The following is a 12481-nucleotide window of genomic DNA, read 5'->3' on the forward strand; positions in this document are numbered from 1 at the left end:
TATGCGGCTTCGCCGCTTGTGAGCGGAAATTCGTAGCCCGCTACGAATTTCTATGCACCTGCGGCGCAGCCGCTCCAGCCGCATTCAGGCGGAAGTACGCACCCCTGGCCGCGAGGAGCTCCTCGTGATTACCCTGCTCCACGATGCTGCCGTTCTCCATCACCACGATCGTGTCCGCGTCCCGGATGGTCGAGAGACGGTGCGCGATAACAAAACTGGTGCGATCACTGCGCAATTTGGCGGTGGCCTTCTGCACCAGCAGCTCGGTTCGGGTGTCGACGGAACTGGTGGCCTCGTCGAGGATGAGGATCAACGGCTTGGCCAGGAAGGCGCGGGCGATGGTGATGAGCTGCTTCTCACCGGCGCTGACGTTGTTGCCCTCCTCGTCGATGATCGTGTCGTAACCGTCGGGCAGAGAGTGCACGAATCGATCCACGTAGCTCACCCGCGCAGCCTCGAGGATTTCCTCTTCACTGGCACTCGGATCGCCGTACGCGATGTTGTCGCGGATGGTTCCACCGAACAACCAGGTGTCCTGCAGCACCATGCCGGTGCGAGCGCGAAGTTCTTCGCGGGTCATCTTCCTGGTGTCGACGCCGTCGAGAGTGATACGGCCCGAATCGATCTCGTAGAACCGCATGATGAGGTTGACCAGTGTGGTCTTTCCCGCACCGGTGGGACCGACGATCGCGACCAGGTGACCGGGATCGGCTACCAGCGAGAGGTTTTCGATCAACGGACGGTCGGCCGAGTAGCCGAAGGAGACATTCTCGAACTCGACGCGACCCCGTCGCTCGATAGGTCGCACCGCATCGGCTGGATCCGCATCCTCTTCCTCAGCGTCGAGCACCTCGAAGATGCGCTCGGCGGAGGCGACACCGGACTGGATCAGGTTCACCATCGCACCGACCTGCGTGAGCGGCTGAGTGAACTGACGCGAGTACTGGATGAAGGCCTGCACCTCACCGAGAGTGAGCGTGCCCGACGCCACCCGCAGCCCACCGACGACGGCGATGACCACGTAGTTGATGTTCCCGAGGAACATGATGACGGGCATGATCATGCCGGAGATGAACTGGGCGCGGAAGCTGGACTGGAAGAGCTTTTCGTTGCGCTCGCCGAACTCGCGCTCCACCTCTTCCTGACGACCGAAAGCCTTGACGATCTCGTGACCGGTGTAGGTCTCCTCGATCTGGGCGTTCAGCTTTCCGGTGTGCTTCCACTGCGCGACGAAGTGGGGCTGCGAACGCTTGGCGATGACGGCGGTCACCGCGAACGACGCCGGAATGGTCAGCACCGCAACGAGAGCCAGCAGCGGCGAGATCCAGATCATCACGCCGAGGATGCCGAGCACGGTGAGAATGCCGGTGATCAACTGACTGAGCGTCTGCTGCAAGCTGGTCGAGACGTTGTCGATGTCGTTGGTGACGCGGCTGAGCGTCTCACCGCGGGCATTGTTGTCGAAATACTTCAGCGGCAGTCGATGCACTTTGGCCTCGACGCTGCCGCGCAGCAACAGGATTCGGCGCTGCAGGGCGATGTTGAGAATGTAGCCCTGCGCCCAGGCGAACAGCGACGACAGCACATAGAGGACCAATACCCACATCAGGACGGTTCCGACCGCCCCGAAATCGATACCTGCGCCAGGAGTGACATCCGTCCCGGACAGCAGATCGGCGATGGAATCGTTCCCCTCGGCCCGTAGCTGCTCGATCGCTTGATCTTTCGACTGACCCGGATCCAGCTCGCGGCCGACGACGCCGTTGAAGATGAGGTCGGTCGCGTGACCGAGTACGGTCGGCGCGGCAACGGTGAGCACGGTGCTGGCGATACCGAAGGCCAGCATCACCGACAGGAAGAATTTCTCGGGAGCGAGCAAGCCGACCAATCGCTTGAACGAGCCCTTGAAATTTCGGGCCTTGGTTCCCGGCACGACAGCCTTCGCGACGGGTGCGTCGTCTTTCTTTTCTTCCGTCTTCTCCACCTGCGCGGTCACAATGCACCGACCACGGCGCGCTGCGAGTCGACGATCTCGGCGTAGGTGGGGCACTCGGCCATCAATTGGTCGTGAGTACCCACACCTACCGGCTTTCCGTCGTCGAGTACGAGTATCTGGTCGGCGTCGATGATGGTCGAGACGCGTTGAGCGACAACGATCATGCACGCATCTCGCGTCACCGGCTTCAGTGCCGCACGCAGATTGGCATCGGTCGTCAGATCCAGTGCGGAGAACGAGTCGTCGAACAGGTAGATGCTGGGTTTGCGTACGAGCGCACGGGCGATGGCCAGTCGTTGACGCTGACCACCGGACACCGTCGTACCACCCTGTGCGACGGGCGTCTCCAGTCCCTCGGGCATGGCGCGAACGAAGTCGGCACCCTGCGCGATCTCGAGTGCCTCCCACAGTTCCGCGTCGGTGGCGTCGGATTTGCCGTACCGCAGATTGCTCGCGATGGTGCCCGAGAACAGATACGGCTTCTGCGGGATCAAACCGATTTCTGAACGCAACAGATCGAGATCGAGTTCACGGATATCGACTCCCCCGACGCGTACCTCGCCGCCGGTGACGTCGATCAATCGCGGAATCAGGTTGACGAGCGTCGACTTTCCGGAGCCGGTACCGCCGATGATTGCGGTGACCTTTCCTGCCTCGGCCCTCAGGTTCACTCCACACAGCACCGGATATTCGGCACCGGGGAAAGAGAATTCGGCGTTCACCAACTCGACGGTTCCCGGCGAGGACACGAAAGTCTTTGGTTCGAGAGGCAGTACGACCGACGATTCGGTGGCGAGTACTTCACTGATGCGATCGGCACAGACCGACGCGCGGGGCACCATCATCGCGATGAACGAGGCCATCATCACCGACATGAGGATCAGCATGATGTAGCTCAGAAGAGCTGTGAGAGAGCCGATCTGCATGGTGCCCTGATCGATGGCATGGCCACCGAACCAGATGACGGCCACGCTGGTCACGTTGCTGATGAGCATGACCGTCGGGAACATCAGGGCCATCAGCCGCCCGACGCGCAATGCCGTGTCGGTGAGCGCGGCGTTGGCAGATCCGAACCGGTCGATCTCGAAGTCCTCTCGGACGAACGCCCGCACCACCCGGATTCCGGTGATCTGCTCACGCAGAACACGATTGACCGCGTCGATGCGCTTCTGCATCGAGCGGAAGGCCGGCACCATCTTGATGATGATCAGGCCCATGGAGATCGCCAGACCGGGCACCGCGATCAACAGGATCCAGGACAGACCGAGGTCCTCGCGCAGCGACATGATGATGCCACCGACGCACATGATCGGTGCCATCACCACGATGGTGAATCCCATGACGATCACCAACTGCACCTGCTGGACGTCGTTGGTGTTGCGGGTGATCAACGACGGCGCACCGAACTGGCCGACCTCACGAGCCGAGAACGTGCCGACGCGGTGCAGGATTGCACCGCGTAGGTCACGCCCGACGCCCATCGCCGCCCGAGCACCGATGAATACCGCGGCCACGGAACTGATGATCTGCACCGCCGACACGAGGAGCATCACGCCGCCGGCGGAGAGGATGTAACCCGTATCGCCGGTGGTGACGCCCTTGTCGATGATGTCGGCATTGAGGCTGGGCAGGAACAGCGCCGCCAATGTCGCGACGAGTTGCAGCAGGATCAGCGCGACGATCGGCAGCTTGTAGGGAGCCAGATACGTCCGCAGCAGCGGAATCAGCATGATGGCCGAAGATTACTCGTACACATGGATGACAGTCTCTCCGTTTTTCGAGTGTTGCGGGCAATCTTCGGCCGACCGGCTCATGCCTGCAGAACCGATTCCTTCTCCGGAGCCGTCTTCAGCTTGGCACCTTCGATGTCGACGTTGGGCAGGATCTTGTCCAGCCACTTCGGCAGCCACCAGGCCTTGTCGCCCATCAGCGCCATCACCGACGGAATGAGCACCATGCGCACGACGAACGCGTCGAAGAAGACCGCAGCCGCCAGCGCAAAGCCGATGGACTTGATGAACGAGTCCGGCTCGGCGATGAACGCAGCGAACACCGAGATCATGATCACTGCGGCCGAGGTGACCACGCGTGCGCCGTACTTGAAGCCGTTGACGACCGCGTCCTTGGCGGCGGCACCGTGAACGAACTCCTCACGCATCCGCGAAACGAGGAACACCTGGTAGTCCATCGCCAGACCGAACACCACACCGATGAGGAAGATCGGCATGAAGCTGACGATCGGCTGCGGGTTGGAGATCAGGCCGAGCCCACCCTCTTGGAAGATGAACACCGTCGCTCCGAAGGTGGCCAGCACGCTGAGCAGGAACCCGACCGTCGCGGTGAGCGGCACCAGAATCGAGCGGAACACCAGCATCAGCAGCACGAACGCGAGTCCTACAACCACAGCCAGGTACGGAATCAGCGCACTCTGCAACCGCTCCGAGATATCGATCCCGATCGCGGTCTCGCCGGTCACTCCGTAGGACACGCCCGCGCTCTCCTGCAACCCGCTCTCCGCGTCGCGGAGGTTGGTGACGAGAGCCTTCGTCTGGTCACTGTTGGGAGTGCTCGACGGGGTGACGAGTATCTGAGCCGTGTCACCCGCCTGGTTGACGGCGATGATCTGCGCATTCGTGACGTCGGATTGCGCGGTGATCGTGTCGATGACCTTGCCGAACGACGCGGTCCGATCGGCCTCGGCGACGCCGGACGCGTCGGCGATGACGAGCAGCGGTCCGTTGCGTCCCGGCCCGAATGCATTCTCGGTGATGTCGTATGCCTGACGGGCAGGCGTCGACGGGTCCGAGGTGGCGATGGACGGAAGTGCGAGGGACAACCCGGTGGTCGGTCCTGCGATGACGCCGAGGAGCACGATGCCGCCGACGAGGCCGAGGATCGGCTTCTTGACCAAGAACCTGGCCCAGCGGAGTCCGTTGGTGGGCTTGGCCTCAGGATCCTCGGGGTCGGTGGTGTTGACGAACTTGAGCTTGCCTGCGAATGCCTTGCCCTTGTAGACGCCCAGCATCGCGGGCAGGAACGTCAAGGCGATCAGTACCGCGACGAACACGGCGAAGCCTGCGGCAAGACCCATCTGCGACAGGAACGGGATTCCGACGACGCGCAGGGCGACGAGCGCGATGAGCACGGTCGCGCCGGCAAACACGACGGCCGACCCGGCAGTACCGACCGCCCGCCCGACTGCCTCTTCGCGATTGTCGGTGAGTGTGAGCTCGTGCCGATAACGCGCCAGGATGAACAGCGAATAGTCGATCGCAACAGCAAGACCGATCATGATGGCAAGAATCGGAGTGAACGAAGACAGGCTCGCGAAGCCGGAGGCTGTGGTGATCGCCAAGCTCGAGATGCCGATACCGACGATCGCGGTGATCAGCGGCAAGCTGGCAGCAGCGGCCGAACCGAACATGATGAGAAGAACGATGGCAGCGACGGCGAGGCCGACGATCTCCGAACTACCACCGGGCGACGGGTTCTCCTGCGCGACAGTGCCGCCCAAGATGACGTTCAGGCCTGCATCGCGGGCCGGCTGCGCAGCGGCGTCGAGATCGCTACGAATCTGATCGGTGACGTCGGCAAGATCGACGTTGATCGGAGCGGTGACGGTACCCACGTTGCCGTCGGGGCTCAGCGGTGAGGTCGCGGCCGCATCGGCAGCTACCTGGTCGGCCGGAGTCCCGGCCTCGGTGGCCGCCTTGGTGTACTGCTCGACGATCGACTGGTTGGCCGCGACCGGATTGGCAAGTGGCGGTGCACCTTCCGCAGGCTTTGCCGCGTCGATCTTCTCGATCTCGGCAATGGTGGCGTCGATGGCGGAGGTGTACTGCGGGGTATCGAGCGATTGGCCGTTCGGTGCCTGGAAGACGTATTCGGCGTTGACCGCCTGCAGTGGGTCCTCGGCTCCGCCGAACCGCTCCTTCTGCAGGTCGAGTGCAGCCTGAGCGGGTGTTCCCGGAATGCTGAACGAGTTGACCGTCGGTGCGGACAGCGTTGCTGCGCCCACGCCGGCTGCAATCAGAATCGCCAGCCACAGTCCGAGGACGATGCCCTTGCGTCGGTACGCGAATCTTCCGATTCGGTAGAGATAGGTGGCCACTGTCAAGCTCCTCGGTTGTGTTCGGACGAGTCGGGGTGGGGATGTGAATGCGGTTCGGGAGTGGAGCCTGCGGAATGACCCTTGGGCTCGGGAGTGGAGCCTGCGGAATGACCCTTGGGCGCGGGAGTGGAGCCTGCGGAATGACCCTTGGGCTCGGGAAGTCCTGCGCGGAGTTGGTCGAAGGCGTCTTCGATCAGGGCCCTCGGTGTCGACGCACCGGCGGGGTCGGTGATCCAGATGTTCAGTGCGGACGTCACGGCACCACCGACGGCCATTTGCAGCAGGTTCGGGTACAGGTCGGTGTCGATGCCTGTTCCGGTCCGCTCGGCAATGGCCTCGCCGAGTTTGCGGGTCAGCGCGTGGTGCATTTCGAGTTTCCGGGCCATCAATGCGGGGTTGGCCTCGATGAGGCGGGCCGCAGCGAAGGTGTCCTCCAAGTCCCTGCCGGGATCGGAGACAAGGTTGACTGCTATGTGCCGCAACGAATCCCAGATCGGCTCCGTCGCCGGCCGAGCGCGCAGGAGCTCGACCCATTCGAGGGCCGAAACCTCGATGTGGTGCAGAACCGCTTCTTCTTTGTTGGAGAAGTAGTTGTGGAACGTACGGGTGGACACTCCCGCCTCGTGCGCAATCGCGTCGGCGGTGACCGCATCGAAGCCGTGCAGCTTTCCCAGACGTACGGCCGCCAGACCGAGAGCGTCGCGGGTAGCGGCCTTCTTGAGATCACGAAGGCCCGTCGGGGAAGTCACGATTACCAACGTACGGAACTTGCACGGTTCTGCAAGTTTGCAGAGACGTGCAAACTTGTCGACCTCGCCACACATTGCCCTCGGTGTGACTCAGGTCATCGACGCGCCCATGCCGTCGGCTCGCTGACCAGCTCTTTCACAAATCCGGGCAGATCGTCGTCCACGATGTCGGCGAGCGACACCGCCTCGAGCACCGCGCGCAGATTGACGCGCACCGCCAACCACACCCGGGTGAGCGGCTCGGCCGGGCCGGCGTACTCGGCATCCTCGGGCCGTTGACCACGCACCGACGCCAGCGGCCCCTCGACGGCCCTGATCACATCGGCAACAGAAATGTCCGACGCCTCGCGCGCCAACCAATAGCCGCCGTCGGGCCCCCGCCTGCTGCAGACGAGGTCCGCGCGACGCAGATCCGACAGCACCGACTCGAGGAACTTGTGCGGAATACCTTGCGCGGTGGCCAACGCCTCGGCTTTCGCAGGGCCCTGTCCGCCGACCGCTGCCAGTTCGATGAGCGTCCGCACTGCATAGTCAGCTTTGGCCGTGATGTGCACCGTCAATTCCTATCATTTCGGTAGGAAATTAGCGAGCAGTTGCCCGTCAGGAACCCTCCGCTACCACCACGACCACCTCGTTGCGACGCAGCGGCGCCAAGGTCCAGGGCGGATCGTAGAACCAGGTCATCGGCTCACCCAGCATCTCGATGTTGTGCGCGCGCAACGCTTCGGTCAACGCCGCCATCTGCGGTTCGACGTTGTCCCGGCCCCGCCCACCGCTGAACCGCAGCACTGCAACCGTCTCCGCCGGAACCTCCGTCAACGTCACGCGGTCGTCGTTCGGCTTGGGCAGCGTGTCCATCGTCCATTTCGACGGCATGAAGAACCGGACAACCCAACCCTCGCTGCCGGGCGTGCTCGACACGGGGGCCGTCATCGCGATCTTCTGCGAGCCTGCGGACGACTGACTGACGGGAGCGGTCATCGCGACCTTTTGCTTGCCGCCGTTTCCACCGAAAATGTACCGGGCCAGGCGGCGGAAACCCTCCTGGCGTGCCTCGTCCTCATCTGCGTCGACAGTGGTCTGAGCTGCAATGCGTGGTTCGTAACGACGGATCTCCACCGCATCGGTCAGTCGCCGGCTCGTGTGCGGCGGCTCCTCGGTGCCGACCCGAATTCCGACGACGCCCAGCACGGACTCCCCCACCTGCCCGATCGTGGACGTGATCTTCTCCAGCATGTCCGACTCCCTCTCTCTGCGATAGGTGCGCCCACTCCACGGTACGAGCTGTAGGAAAAGGCGACCGGCCGCGTTACACTTGCCCTCTCACTGTCACGCGGGAGGTTCGATGAACGAGTGGATCGGTGCGGCATGGAATGCACTGCCCGAGCCGCTGCGCGATCCCGTCGCGCTGGCCATCCCCGCGTTCGCGCTGCTGCTGACGATCGAATGGATCGCCGCCGCGAAACTCGAGGACGGTGAACGCGGCGGTTACTCCGGCAGGGACGCGCGGGCCAGCCTGAGCATGGGCTTGGTGTCGATCGCGACCACCACGGCATGGAAGGCGCTGGCACTGGTCGGCTACACGGCCGTCTATGTCTACGTCGCGCCGTGGCACCTCCCCGCCGACGCCTGGTACACCTGGGTGATTCTGATCCTGGGCGTCGACCTGCTGTTCTACGGGTATCACCGCATCGCGCATCGAACTCGTATCATCTGGGCGACGCATCAGTCCCACCATTCGAGCGAGTACTTCAACTTCGCTGCGGCGCTTCGACAGAAGTGGAACAACAGCGGCGAGGTCATCATGTGGCTGCCGCTCCCCCTGCTCGGAATGCCGCCGTGGATGGTGTTCGTCGGGTTCTCGATCAACCTCGTCTACCAATTCTGGGTGCACACCGAGCGCATCGACAGGCTGCCGCGTCCGTTCGAGTTCGTCTTCAACACACCCTCGCACCACCGCGTTCATCACGGCCGCGATCCGCAGTATCTCGACAAGAACTACGGCGGCATCCTCATCGTCTGGGATCGCCTGTTCGGCAGCTACGCCGAGGAGGTCGAGCGGCCGAACTACGGATTGACCAAGCCTGTCGACACGTTCAACATCTGGACCCTCCAGACACACGAATACCGCAACATCGCACGGGATGTCGCGGCTTCGCGGTCATGGAAGGAACGCGTCGGATACCTCGTCGGGCCGCCGGGCTGGACGCCGACCGAACCGCGAGAACGCGCTACTGCCGATTCAGATTGATCAGGAAATCGATGGTCCCGGACGGATCCACCGTGACGAAGCCGAGCGATGGCGGCTCGATCTCGTAGTCGGTCCACGTCGTCGGAATGGCACCCGACGCGATGAGGGTGTCCCCGGACAGGAGCACCTCCATCTCGACCGAGACCGGACGTGTCTGATCCTTGAGCGTCAATGTGCCCTCGGCCGTGACGGTTTCGGTGGTGCCGTCCTTGGGCAGATCCGACAGGTCGATCGGTGAGTCGATCGAGAAGGTTGCCGTCGGATAGGTGGCGGTGTCGAAGATGTTGCCGCGGAATTGGCTGTCGCGACGGTCGCTGTCAGTGCTGATCGAGTTCGTCAGGACCACGATCTGCCCGTCGGTCAGACTGTCGTCGGCGATGGTCACATTGCCGGCTACCTCGGTCGTCGATCCGACCACCGTCACATCGGACCCATTGAGCAATTCGTCGACGGTATAGCCCGCGGCCGTGGTGTTGGTCTCGTCACCCGGGGTGACGATCCACCGTCCGTTGATGTCCACGACGGTGGCCGCTTGGGCACCGGACGTGGATACCGTCGCTGCCGGTGCGTCGCCTTCCTGCAACGAGGCGTAGATCTTGGGGCCGAAGTAGAGCCCGAGCGCTACGAGCACAACGACAACCACGCCTACGATCCACCATTTCTTGGTCATGACTGCTGATGGTAGTTGCAGCTTCAAGCCCATGGGGGATGAGAGACCTGGCAACTGCCTGAGAGTTTTGTCCGTTTACCCCGTGCGCACGTGTCGGTGCCGACAGGCACAATGGACCGCATGGATCCGGTGGAGGCACTTCGAGAGATCGGATACTGGCTCGAGCGGTCACGCTCGGACACCCATCGCGTCAAGGCGTATCGCCGAGCCGCGGATGTCGTCGAATCCCTCAGTGTTGCACAGCGATCCGAGCACGAGAAGGCAGACAGCTGGTCCTCACTGGCCGGCATCGGAGCCAAGACCTCGCTGATCATTCGTCAGGCTCTGACGCAGGACGTCCCGGATTATCTCGCCGAGCAGAGAAACGCTGCCGAACCCATCGGCAACAACGACCTTCGCGCCGCGCTTAAAGGTGATCTGCACACCCATTCCAATTGGTCCGACGGCGGTAGCCCCATCGAAGAGATGATGCGCACCGCTGCCCGGCTGGGCCACGAATACTGCGCCCTCACCGATCATTCCCCGCGCCTCAAGGTTGCGAACGGCCTCACCGCCGAGCGTCTGCGCGCCCAACTCGACATCGTCGCCGAGTTGAACGAACGTCTCACACCGTTCCGCATCCTCACCGGGATAGAGGTCGACATCCTGGACGACGGGTCACTCGACCAGGACGAGGGACTGCTCGCCGAACTTGACGTAGTGGTGGCGAGCGTCCACTCGAATCTGCGCGCCGACTCGAAGGCGATGACCAAGCGCATGGTCACCGCCATCGCGAACCCGCACGTCGACGTCCTCGGCCACTGCACCGGGCGGCTCGTCGAGGGCGGTCGCGGCACCAGACCCGAATCGACGTTCGACGCACCCGTGGTCTTCGAGGGCTGCCGACAATTCGGTACCGCGGTGGAGATCAACGCCAGGCCAGAACGACAGGATCCACCCGAGCGCCTCATCGACATCGCCCTCGAACGCGAGTGCCTGTTCTCCATCGACACCGATGCGCACGCACCCGGCCAACTCGACTGGCAGGGGTACGGCTGTATCCGCGCCGAGGCCCGCGGTGTGCCCGCGGAGCGAGTGATCAACACCTGGCCGCTCGACGACCTGCTCGATTGGACGGCACAACGCGCGTGAACCGTCGTCACTTCCTCTCCGGCGTGCTCGCGGTGACACTGGTCGGCTGCAGCTCCACCGACACCGACTCCTCGCCGAGCACTGCCGAGACGTATTCTGCTGCGCTGCAACCAGTCTCGGGCCCGGCTGGCAACCCTGTCCGAGTGAAGTACGGATACCAGCCGGACAACATCGGCGATCTGTACCTGCCCGACAACATCGCCACCTCACTCCCTGTCGTGGTGATGATTCACGGCGGCGGATGGCAGGAAGACCTCGACCTGTCGTACTTCCAACAGATGTCGACAGCCATCGCAAACGAAGGCATCGCCGTCTGGAACGTCGAGTATCGGCGTGGCCCGGACAACTGGGCCAACACTCTCTCCGACGTCGACGACGCCACCGAGGCTTTGGCAACCGTCGTACAGGACGCAGCCGGCGGGAGGCTCGATCTCGATCGCGTCCACATCGCCGGACACTCCGCCGGCGGGCAGCTCGCCGCCTGGGTGGCCGCTCGACACCTGATGCCCGTCGACGCGCCGGGGGCGGAACCGAAGGTCAAGCCGCGTAGCGCCACCATCATGGCCGGCGTATTCGACATGAAGCGGGCAGCCACACTCGGCAACGACAAATTCGTCCCGGTCTTCCTCGGCGGCATGCCGAACGAGGTACCCGGCCGCTACAAAATCGCTTCGCCCATCGAATATCTCCCCCTCGACGTTCCGCTGACTGCACTGCACGGTGATGCCGATCAGACAGTGTCGGTCAATCAGAGCCGCGTCTACGTCGATGCAGCGACCAAGGCGGGCAGCACCGACACCGAACTCGTCGTACTGCCCGGAGCCGGACACGGCGCGTTCCTCGACCCGAAGAACCGCGCCTGGTCGACGGCATTGAGCACCATCACCGGACGTGCGCAGACCCTGCTCTGACTCGGGTGGTACACAGTTGCGATGAAACGAAAGATCGCGACCGGATTCATCGGGTTCATCGTGGCCGTATCGATCGCCGGCTGCAGTGACGACGCGACGACCGATGCCGCGTCGACCACGTCCGCTGCCGCCGGCACGACCACGTCTGCTGCGGCCTCCACAACCGTCCCCGCCAGCACCACGGCCGACGCACCTGTCCCGGCCCCTGCCGACACACCGGTTCCCGAGGCTCCGCCTGCCGCTGAACCCGAAGCCCCAACCTCGGGCGTCACCGGCGAAGCGCTGTACCAGCAGACCTGTACGCAATTCATACCGTCGATCGACGCACTCGAGCAGACCGGAATCTCCGATCGCGCCAAGTCGGTCGAGGGTCTGCGCACCGAAATGACCACCGCGCCGAGTTGGAACACCGTGCCGCCCGCTGATCAGAACGAAATTCTGCGCGGACTCGACGCCGCCGGTGCGGGGCAGTGCTGAGCGTCTGAGTCGCTGCCTGCCCCAGCGATCCCGCCGGCCCGACGATCCCGCAAACGCGCGCGCGTTTGCCAAGTGCGCGCGAAATACGGTAGTTGTCAACCTGTCTGAGACAGGTGGATGTTGATTCCGGTCGGTGTTGGTAACGATGGTGCGGTGGGTTGGGCCCGGAATCGTTCGGGGTGGGC

Annotated in this window: 10 protein-coding genes and 1 pseudogene; 4 read left to right on the forward strand and 7 right to left on the reverse strand. The window is 63.4% G+C overall.

The window, feature by feature from the left end; translation table 11 throughout:
• Positions 1 to 40: 40 nt before the first annotated feature.
• The 6 genes and pseudogenes from ASG84_RS12020 to ASG84_RS12045 all read right to left on the reverse strand — a co-directional run bounded on the left by ASG84_RS12020 (position 41) and on the right by ASG84_RS12045 (position 8092).
• Complete coding sequence (locus ASG84_RS12020) at positions 41 to 1996, reverse strand: ABC transporter ATP-binding protein (protein WP_057477249.1); 1956 nt, start codon at positions 1994 to 1996, stop codon at positions 41 to 43.
• Positions 1993 to 3726 carry an ABC transporter ATP-binding protein gene (locus ASG84_RS12025; protein ID WP_057477250.1) on the reverse strand — a complete coding sequence of 578 codons (1734 nt, stop codon included), beginning with the start codon at positions 3724 to 3726 and terminating at the stop codon, positions 1993 to 1995. Before ASG84_RS12025 ends, ASG84_RS12020 begins: the two co-directional genes overlap by 4 nt.
• Positions 3727 to 3806: 80 nt before the next feature.
• Positions 3807 to 6107: an MMPL family transporter gene (locus tag ASG84_RS12030; RefSeq protein ID WP_057477251.1), complete on the reverse strand. Its 2301-nt coding sequence runs from the start codon at positions 6105 to 6107 to the stop codon at positions 3807 to 3809.
• A gap of 149 nt (positions 6108 to 6256) precedes the next feature.
• Positions 6257 to 6856 (reverse strand): annotated as a pseudogene (locus ASG84_RS12035) (acyl-CoA-like ligand-binding transcription factor); the annotation flags it as partial.
• A gap of 95 nt (positions 6857 to 6951) precedes the next feature.
• Positions 6952 to 7410 (reverse strand): RrF2 family transcriptional regulator, encoded by a 459-nt coding sequence (locus ASG84_RS12040; protein ID WP_057477252.1) that lies wholly within the window; start codon positions 7408 to 7410, stop codon positions 6952 to 6954.
• A gap of 46 nt (positions 7411 to 7456) precedes the next feature.
• Positions 7457 to 8092, reverse strand: coding sequence for an SOUL family heme-binding protein (locus ASG84_RS12045; protein WP_057477253.1), 636 nt, complete (start codon positions 8090 to 8092; stop codon positions 7457 to 7459).
• 109 nt (positions 8093 to 8201) lie between these two features.
• Between ASG84_RS12045 and ASG84_RS12050 the strand changes: the two genes are divergently transcribed.
• Positions 8202 to 9107 (forward strand): sterol desaturase family protein, encoded by a 906-nt coding sequence (locus ASG84_RS12050; RefSeq protein ID WP_057477254.1) that lies wholly within the window; start codon positions 8202 to 8204, stop codon positions 9105 to 9107.
• Here the strand turns inward: ASG84_RS12050 and ASG84_RS12055 are convergent.
• On the reverse strand, positions 9088 to 9777 hold the full coding sequence (locus ASG84_RS12055) for a YceI family protein (protein WP_057477255.1): 690 nt from the start codon (positions 9775 to 9777) through the stop codon (positions 9088 to 9090). The genes ASG84_RS12050 and ASG84_RS12055 overlap by 20 nt on opposite strands.
• A 120-nt stretch (positions 9778 to 9897) precedes the next feature.
• On the opposite strand from ASG84_RS12055, the gene ASG84_RS12060 reads away from it, so the two are divergent.
• The 3 genes from ASG84_RS12060 to ASG84_RS12070 are packed head-to-tail and all read left to right on the forward strand — an operon-like array spanning position 9898 to position 12296.
• Entirely contained in the window at positions 9898 to 10908 is a 1011-nt protein-coding gene (locus ASG84_RS12060; protein ID WP_057477281.1) for a PHP domain-containing protein, read from the forward strand.
• Positions 10905 to 11819 carry an alpha/beta hydrolase family protein gene (locus ASG84_RS12065; RefSeq protein ID WP_057477256.1) on the forward strand — a complete coding sequence of 305 codons (915 nt, stop codon included), beginning with the start codon at positions 10905 to 10907 and terminating at the stop codon, positions 11817 to 11819. Before ASG84_RS12060 ends, ASG84_RS12065 begins: the two co-directional genes overlap by 4 nt.
• A gap of 21 nt (positions 11820 to 11840) precedes the next feature.
• Complete coding sequence (locus ASG84_RS12070) at positions 11841 to 12296, forward strand: hypothetical protein (protein ID WP_057477257.1); 456 nt, start codon at positions 11841 to 11843, stop codon at positions 12294 to 12296.
• The last annotated feature ends 185 nt before the right edge of the window (positions 12297 to 12481 follow it).

The organism is Rhodococcus sp. Leaf278 (genome assembly GCF_001426085.1).
Classification (GTDB): domain Bacteria; phylum Actinomycetota; class Actinomycetes; order Mycobacteriales; family Mycobacteriaceae; genus Rhodococcoides.

Bases quoted from the DNA above. Each gene is read 5' to 3' on its own strand.
- ASG84_RS12045 (WP_057477253.1), bottom strand. From the start codon at position 8,092: ATGCTGGAGAAGATCACGTCCACGATCGGGCAGGTGGGGGAGTCCGTG.
- ASG84_RS12055 (WP_057477255.1), bottom strand. From the start codon at position 9,777: ATGACCAAGAAATGGTGGATCGTAGGCGTGGTTGTCGTTGTGCTCGTA.
- ASG84_RS12060 (WP_057477281.1), top strand. From the start codon at position 9,898: ATGGATCCGGTGGAGGCACTTCGAGAGATCGGATACTGGCTCGAGCGG.
- ASG84_RS12025 (WP_057477250.1), bottom strand. From the start codon at position 3,726: ATGCTGATTCCGCTGCTGCGGACGTATCTGGCTCCCTACAAGCTGCCG.
- ASG84_RS12070 (WP_057477257.1), top strand. From the start codon at position 11,841: ATGAAACGAAAGATCGCGACCGGATTCATCGGGTTCATCGTGGCCGTA.
- ASG84_RS12050 (WP_057477254.1), top strand. From the start codon at position 8,202: ATGAACGAGTGGATCGGTGCGGCATGGAATGCACTGCCCGAGCCGCTG.